Origin of the sequence: Paraburkholderia sp. Ac-20342 (assembly GCF_017104985.1) — a bacterium.
Taxonomy (GTDB): domain Bacteria; phylum Pseudomonadota; class Gammaproteobacteria; order Burkholderiales; family Burkholderiaceae; genus Paraburkholderia.
In genome coordinates this window covers 18,122-32,612 of sequence record NZ_JAAGPQ010000013.1, presented here as the reverse complement: position 1 = coordinate 32,612, position 14,491 = coordinate 18,122, and the positions used below count along the sequence as shown (strand labels likewise).

Below are 14,491 nucleotides of genomic sequence, written 5' to 3'. Positions count from 1 at the left end.
ATTTTCAGCTACTACCGTTCCATAAGCTACGGTATGATCGCTGTACAAATGCCCTACAAACCGGAGACGCCCCATGCCGAACGATGCAAACGTTCATTCGCTTGACGATCACCTGTACGGTTACGACCCTAACCACGAGCACGGTGACGATGCCGATCATGATCACGACCACGATTTCGCCGAGTCCGAAACGAATCAGGAGGCCATGTGGCTGCTTGATAACGTCGTGCTCAATAGCGTCGGTATCGATATCGGTTCGTCGGGCACGCAACTCGTGTTCTCGCGTATTCATATGCGGCGCATTGCTGAAGAACTCTCGAGCCGTTACATCATCGTGGGGCGCGAACCGATTTATCAGAGCCCGATTTCGCTCACGCCGTATCTGAGCGAAACGCAGATGGATACGCAGGCGCTCGAACGCATCGCGGCCGCGGCCTACAAGGAAGCCAATCTCGGTCCGGACGATATCGATACCGGTGCCGTGATCCTCACCGGTGAAGCGCTGCGTCGCGAGAACAGCGAAGGCATTGCGGATATGCTCGCGGAACAGGGCGGCGAATTCGTCTGCGCGGCTGCCGGGCACCACATGGAAGCCATGCTGGCCGTGTATGGTTCGGGCGCGGCCAGGTATTCTCACGAGCACAAAAAGCGCGTGCTCAATGTCGACATCGGCGGCGGCACGACCAAGCTGGGTCTGGTCGATTCCGGCAACGTGATCGGCACGGCCGCGGTTCATCTCGGCGGACGATTGATCGTGACGGACCAGCAAGGGCGCATCACGCGTCTCGATCCGGCAGGCAAGGAACATGCGCGGGCGGCCGGATTTGCCTGGGAAATCGGCACGCAGACGACGCGCGAGCAACTTGCGCAGGTTGCCGACTGGATGGCGCAGACGCTTATGCGTGTGCTGAGCGAGCGCTTCACCGCGGAAGATCTGAATTCACTGTTCCTGACCGATCCGATTGCCGATTTGGACAAGCTGGATGGTCTGATCTTCTCGGGTGGTGTCGGCGAATATGTCTACGAGCGCGAAACACGGGACTTCCTCGATCTCGGGAAACTTTTCGGTTCCGCCGTGCGTCGGCGCCTGCTTGCCAATGAAGTGCCGTGGACGCTGCTGCCGGCCATCGAGTGCATTCGCGCGACGGTTCTCGGCGCGTCCGAATACAGCATCCAGCTGAGCGGCAACACGACTTTCATTTCGAATCCGCGCAATCTGCTGCCGCGCAAGAATATGCCGGTCGTGCCGATCGAAGAGCGCATGCCCGAAGTGATCGACCCGGCGGCGATCGTCGAGTCGCTGCGCAAGAGCTTCCAGCGCTACGACCTGAAAGAGGGGGAACGCGACGTGGCAATCGTGGTGCGCTGGGCGGGGCCGCCGGAATATTCGCGGCTGTCGGCACTCGCGCGCGGGCTGATCGACGCAAATCCGTCGACCATCGCTGCCGGCAAGCCGCTCTACGTTATCGCCGATGGCGACATTGCCAATTCGCTCGGCAACTTGCTGCGCGAAGCACTGGACGGAAACGACCTGTTCGTGATCGATGGCGTTTCGCTGCGAGGGCTCGATTACGTCGATCTGGGCCGCATCCGCATGCCGTCACGCACCGTTCCCGTCACGGTCAAATCGCTGGTGTTCAGCGAAGACCCGAGCCTGCACGGTAAATCCGATGCGTCCGAATGGCATGCGCACGAGGATGGCACCGTACATCGTCACCACCACCCTGTAACCGCCGGCAAGCATCAACATCACGATCATGCACACGCACACGGTCATCACCATCATCACGATCATGATCATAGCCACGGCGCTGATCACGGGCATCACCACCATGGGGATCACGCGCATGACCACTCGCACGGCCACCCGCACAAGCACGACTAACGGCTAAAGCAACCCACGCCGTCACACGTGCAGATGCTCGTGTGACGGCGCACTCTCTCCCATCAGCGGCATCAGATGCAGGTTGCTGTTGCGCACGCCACGCTGCGACGCAAGCGACCATGCGAATTGCTGAATCGTACCCACTTCACCGCGTAGCACGATCGTTTCCAGGCAATTGTCGTGGTCGAGATAGATGCGATTGCTGCTGACGATCAGCGCGTGCCGTTCGTGATACGCATCCGACAGGCGCTGCGCGAGTTCGCGTACGCCATGCTCGAACACGATCGTCAACGTGCCGATACATTGCACGTGGGCGTCAGCCAACAACTCCTTTGAACGATGGGCACGCAGGATGTCGCGCAGCGCTTCCGAGCGGCTGTTGTAGGCGTGCCGCTTCATCGTGTCGTCGAGCATCGCGAGCAGGAAATCGTCAATCGTAATCGTGATGCGTTGCATGTCGGCTATCCATTTCGCGCCAATTGCGTCTTGACACCACCATAGCATAGCCCGCATTATTCTCGCAAAGCGTTCCAGATAAAGATTCGATGTTCTTTTATAAGGAACGACTGGATGTGATCGGGAGTATGAGGATTCTTTAGAAAAGTATGAGCGATGTGCGATCCGCGCATGGCGATCTTTCGGTGGAGACGTGAATGATTCGATTTCTGAAATTCCTGTTCAACGATGCCGGCCCGAATATTCGAGGCCGTATTGCCGCGATGTATGCGCTTCTCGCGGTATTCAATCTCGGCGCATGGGCGTGGGCATTCATTGCGTTTCACGGCCAGCCGGTGCTGCTCGGCACGGCCTTTCTCGCCTACAGCTTCGGGCTGCGTCACGCGGTCGACGCCGACCATATCGCCGCTATCGACAATTCGACGCGCAAGCTCATGCAGGAAGGGCAGCGGCCGGTGACGGTGGGTTTCATGTTCTCGCTGGGTCATTCGACTATCGTGATCGCCGCAACCGCAGCGATTGCGGCGACGGCCATGACGCTGCAACACCGCTTCGAGGCATTTCATGAAATTGGCGGCGTGATCGGCACGCTGGTGTCGGCCGTCTTCCTGTTCGTGATCGCCGCGATCAATCTCATCGTGCTGAAATCCGTGGTCGCTACCTTTATGCGCGTGCGCCGGGGCGAGCGTTACGATGAAGAAGATCTCAATCTGCTGCTCGCCAATCGCGGCCTGCTCGCGCGCATTTTCAAACCGATGTTCCGGCTGATTACGCGCGGCTGGCATATGTACCCGCTCGGCGTGCTCTTCGGGCTCGGCTTCGATACGGCATCCGAAATCGGCTTGCTCAGTGTTTCGGCAACCCAGGCATCACATGGCGTGCCTATCTGGTCGATCATGGTGTTCCCGGCGCTGTTCACGGCAGGCATGTCGCTTATCGATGCGACGGACAGCATCCTGATGCTGGGCGCGTACGGCTGGGCGTTCATGAAGCCGATCCGCAAGCTCTACTACAACATGACGATTACGTTGGTATCGGCGGTTGTCGCAATCGGCGTTGGCGGAGTAGAAGCACTCGGGCTGATCGCCGACAAGCTGCATCTGAGCGGCGCGTTCTGGGATGAAATCGGCGCGATCGGCGACAACTTCGGGATGGTCGGCTACGCGATCATCGGATTGTGCGCGTTTATCTGGCTGGCCTCGACCCTCGTCTACAAATGGCGGCGTTTCGACGAAGTGGAGGTGTAAGCACGATGGCAGAACGACACAATAAATATCGTCCCCAAAGCATCGCCCGCCTTGGCCTGATGGCGGCACTTGCCGCGGCCGGCTCGAACGCATTGGCTCAAAGCAGCGTGACGCTGTACGGTGAAATCGATGCTAGCGCCGTTTGGCTGAACCATGTCGATGGCGGGCATCAATTCAAGCTGGCATCGGGTCTGATCGACGGCAGTTTTTGGGGCCTGCAGGGTTCTGAAGACCTGGGCGGCGGTAATCGGGCCATCTTTCGTCTCGAACGTGGTTTCAGCGTCACGACCGGTGCCGATCAGAACGACCATCCGTATTACGTGGGCCTCGAGAACGACGGATATGGCACGCTGACGCTCGGGCATCAATACGATTCCATCCACGACTACCTTGCCCCGTTCACGCTGACGGGCGGCAATGGCGGTACGGCGTTCGCGCATCCATTCGACAACGACAACGCGAATAATTCATGGCTCGCGCGCAACTCGATCAAATACGCCAGCTCATCGTTTGGCGGACTGAGTTTCGGCGGGATGTATGCGTTCTCCAATGCGGCGGGGCGCTTTGCCGACAATCGCGCCTACAGCATCGGCGCGAATTATGGCAGCGGCGATTTCAACGCCGGTGCGGCCTGGCTGCATGCGAACGGGCGGGGCAACACGGAAAGCGGCGCTTACGATGCGGTAACGTTGCCGGGCACGAATCGCAGTACGTTCGATGCTTCGGTACAGGCACAAAACACTTTCGGTATCGGTGCCAGCCAGGCGGTCGGTCCGTTCACGCTGGCAGCATCCTGGACGCGCTCGATTTATAGCGGCATAACCGACACGGAAACGGGGCAAGCCGCGCGATCCGTCGCCTTCGGCAACTACGAGATCAACGGAACGTGGCAAGCAAGCGCCGCGTTGTCGCTCAGCGGCATGTACACGTATACGAAGGGTACGGGCGCACATTGGAATCAGGGCGCGCTGCAGGCCGATTACATCCTGTCGAAGCGTACCGATACCTACGTCGAAGCAATCTATCAGCGTGCCTCGGCTGACGCGCCGGCCGTCATCAACTCGATGATGCCTTCGGGCGGAAGCAGCCAGTTATTGCTCGCGGCGGGTATTCGCCATCGCTTCTGAAGCGGCGTTCCTGGTGCGCGTTCCCGGTGCTTAACCCGGGAAGCTGGGCGGTTCAGGAATCCCGGTCGGTTCAATGAAAAAACCCCGGGAGTCGGATCGATGTCCGACTCCCGGGGTTTCAGTTTATCCGCCGTCTGTTCGGTTCTATTAGAGCGGCACGTAGAACACGGCTACGTAGATTAGCGCTACGGCCGACATCAGAATGTACGGATTGAGCTTGGTGAAGTAGACGACGCAGGCTGCAATAGCCGTTGTTGCCCACGCGAGCGTGGTTGCGTGCATGGATTCCATCACGGCCACGGCCCCGGCGAAAATCAGACCGACCGCCACCGGTGCCAGCCCGCGCTCGATGGCGCGACGCCAACGCGTGCCTTCGCTCTTATGCCAGAACAGCGTGACGACCACGAATACCACCGATGACGGGATATACATCGCGAGCGTCGCCACGATCGCGCCTGTAAAGCCCTCCAGATGCCAGCCGATCAACGCGGAAATCAGGGTGGTCGGCCCGGGAGAGACGCGGGAGATAGCGAAGAGGTCCGCGAATTCCTGACCCGACAGCCAGTGGTAGACCGACACACTTTGATGCTGGACATCGGCAATGATGGTTTGGCCGCCGCCGAACGACAACGCGGAAAGCGGCGCGAACAGAAGAACGATTCTTAGCAGGACGTTAGCCATTTAGTTTTCCATAGCAGCGCAAATGATACTGAGCGGGACGAGTACGAGCACGACAGGCACGGTAGGCCAATGCAGCACGCCGACGGTGACGAAGGCGACCATGGCAAACACATAGCGGAGCAGTTTGCGCTCGACGCGCACCGCAACCTTGGCACCCATCGAGAACGTCGCGCCAACGCCGGCAGCGGCAATGCCGAGCAGCAGAAAGTGGGTGAGCGGATAGCCCGAGAGACGCGTATAGAGCACCGCCAATACGAGCACGACGACAAGAGCAGGCAAGATCATGCCGATCGCGCCAACGAGCGCACCGAGCGGCCCACGCAGACGCTGGCCGACATAAAGCGAGACATTGACCGGGTTTGCGCCGGGCATGACTTGCGAGAGGGTCATGCCCGCGACGAAGGCATCGTTATCCATCCATTTGCGCTCCTCCACGACGGCTCGATAGGCCCATGCGGCAGTGCTGCCGCCGAACGACATCACGCTGATGCGCACGAAGGCGGTGAATATGTCCCATAACGCGACGTTTTGAGCCGCGGGCGCGGCAGCGGATTCTTCAAGGGTAGACATGGCATGAAGTGGACAGAGGGTTGATGTATGTTCCGTATAAGGGAACTTCGTTCCTATTTAATTGCTATTTTTAGCACGCTGACGATTTGCCGGGCAACCAGGTTTTACGCGACCTCGGCGCCCGTCGTGTTACGGGAAATAAAAAAGCGCTGTGTCCATCGGAGCACAGCGCTTTGAGCGGCGGAGCTATAGGGGCTCAGATCGATTGCTGCTTCTTGCCTTCTTCCGCGACCATCGCTTCGCGTGCGCCTTCGCTGAACGGCGTTTCGCGCTTCAGCAGAATCGCGACCGAGCGAACCTTCTGCGACTCCGGATCGCGGCCCGGCGGCAGCGTGCCATTCTCGGCGAGTGCGCGCGCGGACTTCATGATCCGGCTGCGCATCATGATGATGCCGTTGTCGGTGCCAACGAGGTTTTCTCTCGTGCGATCCTGAATCGGCCCCATGCTTTCCTGCAGCGAGGCATCCTGCATGGCGATGCCTTCGACGCCGCTGTACGCGGTGCCTGCCCTTTGCGCCGCACGGTCCATCAGGTAGTTGTTCGTCTTGTTCTGCTCGGGAACGTAGTTGCTGCCTGGCACATAGCGCACGTGGATGCCCTTGCCTTCCTTCATCGCCCGCACTTCGCCTTCCGTTAGCGCGCGCGTCGGATGGTAATCGAAGCTCCATGCCCAGCAGTGGTGATCGTCGATCGGCACCCAGAAGTGGCCGTGCATCGGGTGATCGCCGCGCGGCGGAACCATCGTGAAGCAAGGCATGACCCACGGCGTGATACGCCAGTAATACTGATCGTCCTCGGCATTGCGACGCACGCCGATTGAGAGACCGCCCGACGCCTCGACCACCTCGAACACCGGAGCCAGGTCGTTCAGGTTGTACTGGTTGCCCTTCGAGCCCTTGAACAGCGGGTCGGAGTTGAGGCTGCCGCTATGCAGGAACGACACGTGGCTCGAATCGATGCCGCCTTCGAGCGCCTGCAACCAGTTGCATTCCTGAATCCGCTTGCTCATGAACGACTGGCGTGCCGGCACGGTCGAGAATTCCCATGCGGGCAGGGGCGGCTGCTGATCGGCCGGTCCCATGTAGACCCAGATGACGCCGCCCTGTTCGACGAGCGGATACGACTTCAGTTTGATTCTCTGCGCGTAGCCGCTTTCCTGCGCTTCGGACGGTACCTCGACGCACTGACCGGTCACGTCGTATTTCCAGCCGTGATACGGGCAGCGAATGCCGCCTTCCTCGTTGCGGCCGAACCACAGCGACACGCCACGGTGTGCGCAGAATTCATCGATCAGGCCCAGCTTGCCTGCCGAATCGCGGAACGCAAGCATCCGTTCCGAAAGCAATTGCAGGCGAACCGGTTCGCCGCCAGGTTGCTCGAGTTCTTCCGACAGAAGCGCCGGCAGCCAGTAACGGCGGAACAGTTCGCCCATCGGCGTGCCGGGGCCGGTTTGTGTGACGAGATCGTTTTGTTCTTTTCTCAACATGGTAGGAGCCTCAGGGTTGCTGTTGTTGCGCGACGCAGTTTGGTACGGTTAGCAAGCTACTTGTTTTGTTGTTCCTTTATAAGGAACGCTGTTCAAAACTTGAGAACAAAGTTATCATCGGACCCACAACATGTCAACGATGGAGATTCCCTATGAGTCACGCTTGCGCATTTGCTCACCTCTGCCACGCTGGAGACGTTGCCGAGGGTAAAGCGATCAAGGTCGAGAAGAACGGCCTGACGCTCGCCGTATTCAATATCCAGGGCGAATATTTCGTCACGGATGACACCTGTACGCATGGTCCGGGCTCGTTGTCGGAGGGCTATATCGATGGCGATACGGTGGAATGCGATTTCCACAACGGCTCGTTCAATATCAAGACCGGCGAGGTGGTCGCGCCGCCCTGCATGATTCCGCTCAAGACGTACAAGACGCGCGTTGAAGACGGCGTGGTCGTGATCGAAACGGATGGCGAATGAAATCGATGCGCCAGGCGTGTTTAAAAATACCTGGCGCATACCTTCATGCTGCGTTCGAGCGTTCGTGAGTACACAGCTCCTAATTTCTCTTCACGATCAAGGTCAGGCCGCTTTTCACGCCTGCCATATTTGATGTCGCCTCGGTAATCTGCGCGAACCGGTCGCCCAGCACGAATTGCACGATGACGGGTGAACGGCCATTTTTCAGGCGCACACAGCCCTTCAGGCGCAAAAGCGATTTGTCGTACTGCGAGGTGAGTTCGCGCAGGCGTGCACACAGCGCGCCGCTATCCGGCACGTCGTCCATTGCAACGAACCGCGTAATCGCCCCGTGCGTACGGGTCAAGCGCGAAAGAGGCACACCCGGAACGGTGATGCGTTCGGCGCGCTTCACAGGCCGCGAAGGCGGCGTAAGCGCCTCATGTAGCCGGAGATTGCCGTTAGCGGAACGAAGAATGTGCGAACCCGCGTAATAGTTGCCTATGAGCGATTCCGCAGCGTCGATTTCCGGCGGCTCGGCAATATCCGTGTGAGTGAGGATCACCGTGTCGGCGCCTTGCAGCTGCGCACGCGCCTCGTCGAAGCGTGCGAGCGTATTGGCCGCGTGATGCGCCGCAATCGTCGTGAACGTACCGGCGATGCGGTAGCGCTCTTTCACGAGCGAATTCAGACTCAGAGCTGCAATCAGCGGACCCGGATCGGCAAGCCCGGTCGTTTCGATCACGACCATGCCGAAGCGGGGGATGCTGCGATGCAGGCGTGCCCAGAATAGCGTTTCAAGCGCTTCGTTCAGCGCCGGCAGCCCGTTGCAACATACGCACGCGTCCGCGAGCAGCGTCGAGGTATCGCCTGCAAATCCCAGCGTCGCATGATCGAGGCCGATTTCACCAATCTCGTTGACGATAAGTGCCGCGTTCGAAAACGGCGTTTCCTTCATCCAGCGGGCGAGCAGCGTCGACTTGCCGCTGCCGAGAAAGCCGGTCATGACATAGATGGGTATGCGTTCGTGATGCATGTTCGACGGCCGGATTCCGTTACGCGCGGAGCTTGCCGGCGTGGTAGTCCCACACTTTTTGCAGCAGGTTCGGTTTCCACAGATTGCGGCTGATCGTTTCGACCTGCTCGGGAGAAAGAACCATCGGTTCGCCGATTTGCTGCGCAAGATACTGACGATGCGCGTTCTCTTCGAGATAGAACGCGAGCACGAACGTTTCCAGAATGCCTTCGGCCGCAATGACCGCGCCGTGCGATTTGAGCATGGCGACGCGATGTGCGCCGAGGCATTCCGCGAGTTCTTCACCGAGCGGCTTTTTGTTGATCGAAGCCGTCTTCGGGAACTGCTGAATTTCGCCGAGCACCGACGCCTGCATGATGACCGGTTGAACGACATGGCCGGTCATGCTGAAGAGGGTGGACCAGGTCGGGTGCGTATGCACGACCGAATGGACGTCGGGGCGTTTGCGATAGATTTCCGAGTGAATGTGAAACTCCATCGGCGGGACGGCATCGCCTTCAATCAGGTTGCCGTCGAAATCGATCGTGACGATATCGTCCACAGTCAGTGCGCTACGCACCGATGCGCCCGAATTGATCAACATGCGATCCTGGCCTGGCACGCGCCAGCTGAAGTGACCGTTGAAGTCGATCACTTCGGCGCGTTCGAGCATCAGGATCGCGTCAACGAGCATGTGCTTCTGTTGCGTGTATTGACTCATCGCGTTCACTTCCAGGGAATCAGCTTGCGTTCAATTTCGTTCAGCAGCAGGGAAATGCCATAGCCAAGGATCGCAATGACAATCAGGCCGACATACATCTGCTCGACCGAAAGCAATTCCCATGCATTCCAGATCATGTAGCCAAGACCGCTCTTCGAGCCGATCATTTCGGCAATGGCAATCAGCATCAGGCCCAGACCAAAACCAAGCTTGATGCCGCTCATGATGTGCGGCACGGCGCCGGGCAATGCGATAGTGCGAAATACCTGCCATGGATTCGCGCGAAAATTGCGGCCCACGTCCAGATAGATCCTGTTGATTTCGAGCACGCCCGTCGTCGTATTGATGAGCATCGGATAAAACACGCCGATCGCGACCATCGCGATTTTCGACGCTTCGCCAAGGCCGCAAATCAGCATCAGCAGCGGAAAGATCGCACTCTTCGGAACCGGATAGGTTGCCGCAATCAGCGGTTCGAATACGGCGTGCAACGGTTTCGACAGACCGGTTGCAACGCCTAGCAGCAAGGCGGGAATGCCGCCGATCAGTCCGCCCCACAGAAGGCGCAGCAGCGTTGCCGAGGTGTTGTCCCATAGCGAGCCGTCCTTGACGAGCGCGCCGAAGGTACTGAAGATCTGCGTGGGTGCGGGGAAAAAGCGCACGTCGATAAGACCCGTCTGCGCCGCACCCTGCCATAGCAGCAGTAACAGAACGGGCGACGCAATGCTGATCATGCGATCGCGTTGCCCTTTGCTTATCTTGCGTCTCTTCGACGGCGTGGTGCCCAATAAAGTACTCATACTTTTTCACCGAGGTCGCGGGAACGCACGCGCTCGACTTCCTCGCGCAATTGGCCCCAGATGGAATAGACAAATTCGCCGTATTCCGGCTGTGCGCGCAGTTCGAGCACCGAGCGCGGGCGCTGGAACGGAACGTCGATCACGCGTTTCACGCAACCGGGCTGCGCCGTCATGATCATGATGCGATCGCCCAAGGTCGCCGCTTCGTCCACGCTGTGCGTGATGAACAACACCGTCTTGCGCGTTTCGTCCCAGATGCGCAGCAACTCTTCCTGCAGCAGCAGCTTGTTCTGTTCGTCGAGCGCCGAGAATGGCTCATCCATCAACAGGATGTCCGGATCGTTCGCGAATGCACGGACGATGGAAACGCGCTGTCGCATACCGCCCGAGAGTTGATGAGGGTAGGCCTTCGCAAAACGCGTGAGGCCGGTGCGATCGAGGTAGTAGCCGACCGTCTCGCGAATTTGCGCTTTCGGCACACCGCGAAGCGCCAGCCCATAAGCCGCATTGTTGAACACCGTCATCCACGGAAACAGCGAATCGCCCTGAAAGACCATCGAATTCCCTGGCCGATTCTGCGCGGGCGAGGTGATTTCGACCGTGCCGCTCGTCGGCGCTTCGAGATTCGCGAGGATGCGCAGCAGCGTCGTCTTGCCGCAACCGGATGGCCCGACGATCATGAAAAAGCAGCCGGTCGGGATATCGAGCGAAACATTGTCGAGCGCCGTGACCTTGCCGCCTGCCGTCTCGAACGATTTCGTGAGATTCCTGAGCCGGATTTTCACGGAGGTGTCTTGCATCGTGCGTGAAGCTCCCGTTATTTCGCGCGCGGCCGGTACGGGCCCAGCGCTGTGTCTGCGGCTTCCGCAAACGACGTATCGACAACCTGGGCAACGGTGACATTGCCCTTCACGTCGCCGTGACTCTTGAAGTACGCCAGATCATTCTCGAGACTCGCGATGTTGAGCTTGCCGTCGGGATTCGTACCTTGAGGAACGATCTCGCGATAGAGCGAGGCATCCTTGATCGACGTGTACTGAGTCAGAATCGAAATCACCTCGTCCGCGTTCGGGCCGGCGATCCTGCCGTCCTTGAGCGCATCGTTGTAATCGCGCGCGGCGCGCAGATAGGCGCGCATGAATGCTCTTGCCGTGTCCGGATGCGCATGGATGAAGGTGTCCGAATAGAGCAGGACGGCGAGCTGATGATTCAGGTAAATCTGGTCGTCGCCCATCACGCGGATCGCGGCACCGCTGCGAACCGCTTGAGTCGCGGAAGGCTCGGTTGTCAACGATGCATCAACGGCCTTGTTTTCGAGCGCCATCACGTGCTGCGGAAAGCCCAGATAGACGCGCTCGACGTCGCTCGGCTTGAGGCCGGCTTTCTTGAGCGCTTCGTTCATCGTGGACGTAGAAGCGCTGCCGGTTGCACTGCCGGCAATCTTCATGCCTTTCAGGTCTGCAAGCGTTTTGTAACGACCGCTCTTAACGAGATCCGTGCGCACGAGCAACGGCTGATAACCGTAGCCCGACGGCGTCGATCCCTTGTCTGCCACGACCTTGATGCCGATGCCGCGCATGACGGCGTTATAGAGCCCCGCGGACGGCGAACCGCCCGCGACTTCCAGTTGCCCGGAGCCGAGCGGCGCAACCATTTTCGCGCCGGAATCGAACGGAATGAATTTCGCGTCGATGCCTTCGGCGCGGAAATAGCCTTTCTTGTCGGCAATGAAGAACACGACATCACTGCTTGCATCCGCAATGCCCACATGAACGGTCTGCAAGCCCGCAGCCACTGCCGCGGCCGGGCCCAGCATGAAACACATGGCCAGCGCCGCGCCCATCATCCTGATGCCTTTCACTGCCTGTCTCCTTGATTTGATCTTTGCGGCGCTCGGGTGGACTACCTCAGTTTCGATCTCCGGCGCAAGTGGTGCTCCCTTCGCTGCAACACAAAAAATGGTTCTTATATGTGGAACTATGTATGTTATAATGGAACGATTGAAGTTTCCCTTTGAACAGATGAGAAAGTCAAGGTAAACGAAAGAGACTTGGGGTTAGTCCGCATGTGTCGAGAGAGGCGGGCACCGGAACATGCGTGGTCGTGGCTATAAATAGAAGATTGCGTTCCGTGACCAGGGGGCGCTAAATTGAACGAGGATTGATAAATTGGACGCGAAGATCATGCGGAACAATGAAACGGGAATAGAAGAAGCAGAGGTGGAACAGGATGGCCCGCGCAGGCTGTCGTCGGTAACGGCGGCATTGCGGCTACTCAAGATCTTTTCGGAAGAGGAGCCTGAACTGGGCATCAGCGCATTGTCGAAGCGCATGGGTGTCGCAAAGAGCACGGTGCATCGTCTGTGCGCTGCGCTGCTTGCCGAGGGATTGCTGGAACAGAACCCGGATAACGGCCGTTATCGGCTCGGCGTCCAGTTGTTCACGCTCGGCGCGCTCGTGCGCCGACGCTTCGACGTAACGAAACAGGCGCTGCCGTTCCTGCACGTGTTGCGCAAACAGACGGACGAAACCGTACAACTCGCGATTCTCGACGACACGAGCGTCGTTTACATGTTCAACCTCGAAAGCGAACAGGCAATCCGCATGCGCTCGTATATCGGCGTGCGCAAACCCGCCTGCTATACCGCGGAAGGGCATGTACTGCTCGCCTCCAGCACGCCGGACGTCGTTTCGCGCGCGCTCAAGCAAGGACTCGTTGCGCGCACGCCCAAGACGAACACGGATACGCAGGTGTTTCTGAAAACGCTCGAGGACGTGCGTCGAGAGGGTTATGCGATCGATGATGAGGAGTCTGAAGTAGGCATGCGCGGTATTGCCGCGCCCGTGCGTGACACGACGGGCCATGTCGTTGCGGCGATCGGCTTCGGCGGCCCCGTACAACGTCTCACGAAGAAGGCGCTGCGCGCGGCGGTGCCGCATTTGATCGCCGCCGCCGAAGGCATTTCCGCAACTCTCGGCTATCACCCTTGAGATAGCCCATCAGGACATGGAAGAGACACTTGTGAATAACCATAAACATCGCATCACACTCGCGGGCACGGAGCAGTCTTTCGAATGCGGTAGCGATGACGTGCTGTTGCGAGCGGCCCTGCGTAATGACATCGCGTTCCCGTACGAGTGCAACGTAGGCGCGTGCGGCAATTGCAAATTCGAACTGATCGAAGGCGACGTCGACGCCCGGTGGCCCGAGGCACCGGGGTGGACCGCGAAGGATCGCGAACGCCGTCGTTATCTCGGCTGCCAGAGCATGCCGCGCGGCGATTGCACGATCAAGATGCGCCCGAGTCAGCACTACGCGCCTATTCATCAACCGAAACGCGTCACGGGCACGTTCACGTCGTGCCGTCCGGTCACGCACGATATCGGCGAATTCCGTTTCGAGCTTGCGGACGAGATGCGCTTCGAGCCGGGGCAATACGCATTGCTCACGCTACCCGGCGTCAACGGGCAGCGGGCCTATTCGATGAGCAACATCGTGCAAGGCCCGAATGCCAAGGTGCTCGATTTTCAGGTGCGCCGCGTACCGAACGGCCAGGGCAGCAACGCGCTGTTCGACATGCTGGCGAAGGGCGAACAGATCGAGATCGACGGTCCCTACGGCATGGCCTATCTGCGCCGGGACGTGAAGCGCGACATTCTGTGTCTTGCGGGCGGTTCGGGCCTTGCCCCGATGATTTCCATCGCGCGCGGCGTTGCGGCAGACCCGGACATGCAGGGCGTCAAACTGCACTTCCTGTACGGCGGCCGTACGCCACGCGACGTGTGCGGACGCGACATGCTCGAAGTACTCGAAAATTTCGGCAAGCACCTTCATTTCGACGCGGCCGTTTCGGATGCGGGCGGCGAGCAGTGGGACGGCCATACCGGCTTTGTGCATGAGCTGGCCGAGTCGATGTTCGGTGACGGCCTGCGCGAGATGGAAATCTATTTTGCGGGTCCGCCTGCGATGGGGCAGGCGATCCAGAAAATGCTGCTGGCACGCAAGGTGCCGTTTGGGCAGGTGCATTTCGATCAGTTCTATTAAT

The 14,491-nt window shown here is 59.2% G+C and carries 15 protein-coding genes; 6 read left to right on the top strand and 9 right to left on the bottom strand.

Going from position 1 to position 14,491, the window contains the following annotated elements; genetic code table 11:
- Window positions 1-73 precede the first annotated feature (73 nt).
- Window positions 74-1,885 carry an ethanolamine ammonia-lyase reactivating factor EutA gene (locus tag G3N58_RS07475; RefSeq protein ID WP_205998863.1) on the top strand — a complete coding sequence of 604 codons (1,812 nt, stop codon included), beginning with the start codon at window positions 74-76 and terminating at the stop codon, window positions 1,883-1,885.
- Window positions 1,886-1,906: 21 nt separating this feature from the next.
- Here G3N58_RS07475 and nikR read toward each other — a convergent pair whose 3' ends face one another.
- On the bottom strand, window positions 1,907-2,341 hold the full coding sequence (gene nikR, locus G3N58_RS07470) for a nickel-responsive transcriptional regulator NikR (RefSeq protein ID WP_167039266.1): 435 nt from the start codon (window positions 2,339-2,341) through the stop codon (window positions 1,907-1,909).
- A gap of 197 nt (window positions 2,342-2,538) precedes the next feature.
- Between nikR and G3N58_RS07465 the strand changes: the two genes are divergently transcribed.
- Window positions 2,539-3,588, top strand: coding sequence for a HoxN/HupN/NixA family nickel/cobalt transporter (locus G3N58_RS07465; protein ID WP_167039268.1), 1,050 nt, complete (start codon window positions 2,539-2,541; stop codon window positions 3,586-3,588).
- Window positions 3,589-3,647: 59 nt separating this feature from the next.
- Window positions 3,648-4,715, top strand: coding sequence for a porin (locus G3N58_RS07460; RefSeq protein WP_205998892.1), 1,068 nt, complete (start codon window positions 3,648-3,650; stop codon window positions 4,713-4,715).
- Between the two features lie 147 nt (window positions 4,716-4,862).
- On the opposite strand, the gene G3N58_RS07455 is transcribed toward G3N58_RS07460, so the two are convergent.
- The 3 genes from G3N58_RS07455 to G3N58_RS07445 form a co-directional block, all read right to left on the bottom strand.
- Complete coding sequence (locus tag G3N58_RS07455; protein ID WP_167039270.1) at window positions 4,863-5,396, bottom strand: chromate transporter; 534 nt, start codon at window positions 5,394-5,396, stop codon at window positions 4,863-4,865.
- Entirely contained in the window at window positions 5,397-5,966 is a 570-nt protein-coding gene (locus tag G3N58_RS07450) for a chromate transporter (protein WP_167283610.1), read from the bottom strand.
- A 196-nt stretch (window positions 5,967-6,162) separates the two neighbouring features.
- A complete protein-coding gene (locus G3N58_RS07445) occupies window positions 6,163-7,452 on the bottom strand; it encodes an aromatic ring-hydroxylating dioxygenase subunit alpha (RefSeq protein WP_205998862.1) in 1,290 nt (429 codons plus the stop codon).
- 152 nt (window positions 7,453-7,604) lie between these two features.
- Between G3N58_RS07445 and G3N58_RS07440 the strand changes: the two genes are divergently transcribed.
- The gene (locus G3N58_RS07440; RefSeq protein WP_167039276.1) at window positions 7,605-7,931 is read left to right on the top strand and encodes a non-heme iron oxygenase ferredoxin subunit; all 327 of its coding nucleotides are present in this window, start codon (window positions 7,605-7,607) and stop codon (window positions 7,929-7,931) included.
- A 79-nt stretch (window positions 7,932-8,010) separates the two neighbouring features.
- Here G3N58_RS07440 and G3N58_RS07435 read toward each other — a convergent pair whose 3' ends face one another.
- The 5 genes from G3N58_RS07435 to G3N58_RS07415 all read right to left on the bottom strand — a co-directional run bounded on the left by G3N58_RS07435 (window position 8,011) and on the right by G3N58_RS07415 (window position 12,307).
- The gene (locus G3N58_RS07435) at window positions 8,011-8,946 is read right to left on the bottom strand and encodes a GTP-binding protein (RefSeq protein ID WP_167039278.1); all 936 of its coding nucleotides are present in this window, start codon (window positions 8,944-8,946) and stop codon (window positions 8,011-8,013) included.
- Window positions 8,947-8,965: 19 nt separating this feature from the next.
- A complete protein-coding gene (locus G3N58_RS07430) occupies window positions 8,966-9,646 on the bottom strand; it encodes a class II aldolase/adducin family protein (RefSeq protein ID WP_205998861.1) in 681 nt (226 codons plus the stop codon).
- 5 nt (window positions 9,647-9,651) lie between these two features.
- Entirely contained in the window at window positions 9,652-10,380 is a 729-nt protein-coding gene (locus G3N58_RS07425; protein ID WP_240162794.1) for an ABC transporter permease, read from the bottom strand.
- Window positions 10,381-10,442: 62 nt separating this feature from the next.
- Window positions 10,443-11,246: an ABC transporter ATP-binding protein gene (locus tag G3N58_RS07420; protein ID WP_167039282.1), complete on the bottom strand. Its 804-nt coding sequence runs from the start codon at window positions 11,244-11,246 to the stop codon at window positions 10,443-10,445.
- 17 nt (window positions 11,247-11,263) lie between these two features.
- Window positions 11,264-12,307: an ABC transporter substrate-binding protein gene (locus G3N58_RS07415; RefSeq protein WP_205998860.1), complete on the bottom strand. Its 1,044-nt coding sequence runs from the start codon at window positions 12,305-12,307 to the stop codon at window positions 11,264-11,266.
- Window positions 12,308-12,629: 322 nt separating this feature from the next.
- On the opposite strand from G3N58_RS07415, the gene G3N58_RS07410 reads away from it, so the two are divergent.
- Window positions 12,630-13,436, top strand: a complete 807-nt coding sequence (locus G3N58_RS07410) for an IclR family transcriptional regulator (protein WP_167039284.1) — start codon at window positions 12,630-12,632, stop codon at window positions 13,434-13,436.
- Between the two features lie 31 nt (window positions 13,437-13,467).
- Window positions 13,468-14,490: a 2Fe-2S iron-sulfur cluster-binding protein gene (locus G3N58_RS07405; protein ID WP_345891007.1), complete on the top strand. Its 1,023-nt coding sequence runs from the start codon at window positions 13,468-13,470 to the stop codon at window positions 14,488-14,490.
- The last annotated feature ends 1 nt before the right edge of the window (window position 14,491 follow it).

Bases quoted from the DNA above. Each gene is read 5' to 3' on its own strand.
- G3N58_RS07410 (WP_167039284.1), top strand. From the start codon at position 12,630: ATGCGGAACAATGAAACGGGAATAGAAGAAGCAGAGGTGGAACAGGAT.
- G3N58_RS07465 (WP_167039268.1), top strand. From the start codon at position 2,539: ATGATTCGATTTCTGAAATTCCTGTTCAACGATGCCGGCCCGAATATT.
- G3N58_RS07435 (WP_167039278.1), bottom strand. From the start codon at position 8,946: ATGCATCACGAACGCATACCCATCTATGTCATGACCGGCTTTCTCGGC.
- G3N58_RS07460 (WP_205998892.1), top strand. From the start codon at position 3,648: ATGGCGGCACTTGCCGCGGCCGGCTCGAACGCATTGGCTCAAAGCAGC.
- G3N58_RS07455 (WP_167039270.1), bottom strand. From the start codon at position 5,396: ATGGCTAACGTCCTGCTAAGAATCGTTCTTCTGTTCGCGCCGCTTTCC.
- G3N58_RS07475 (WP_205998863.1), top strand. From the start codon at position 74: ATGCCGAACGATGCAAACGTTCATTCGCTTGACGATCACCTGTACGGT.
- G3N58_RS07430 (WP_205998861.1), bottom strand. From the start codon at position 9,646: ATGAGTCAATACACGCAACAGAAGCACATGCTCGTTGACGCGATCCTG.
- nikR (WP_167039266.1), bottom strand. From the start codon at position 2,341: ATGCAACGCATCACGATTACGATTGACGATTTCCTGCTCGCGATGCTC.
- G3N58_RS07425 (WP_240162794.1), bottom strand. From the start codon at position 10,380: ATGATCAGCATTGCGTCGCCCGTTCTGTTACTGCTGCTATGGCAGGGT.
- G3N58_RS07440 (WP_167039276.1), top strand. From the start codon at position 7,605: ATGAGTCACGCTTGCGCATTTGCTCACCTCTGCCACGCTGGAGACGTT.
- G3N58_RS07420 (WP_167039282.1), bottom strand. From the start codon at position 11,246: ATGCAAGACACCTCCGTGAAAATCCGGCTCAGGAATCTCACGAAATCG.
- G3N58_RS07445 (WP_205998862.1), bottom strand. From the start codon at position 7,452: ATGTTGAGAAAAGAACAAAACGATCTCGTCACACAAACCGGCCCCGGC.
- G3N58_RS07450 (WP_167283610.1), bottom strand. From the start codon at position 5,966: ATGTCTACCCTTGAAGAATCCGCTGCCGCGCCCGCGGCTCAAAACGTC.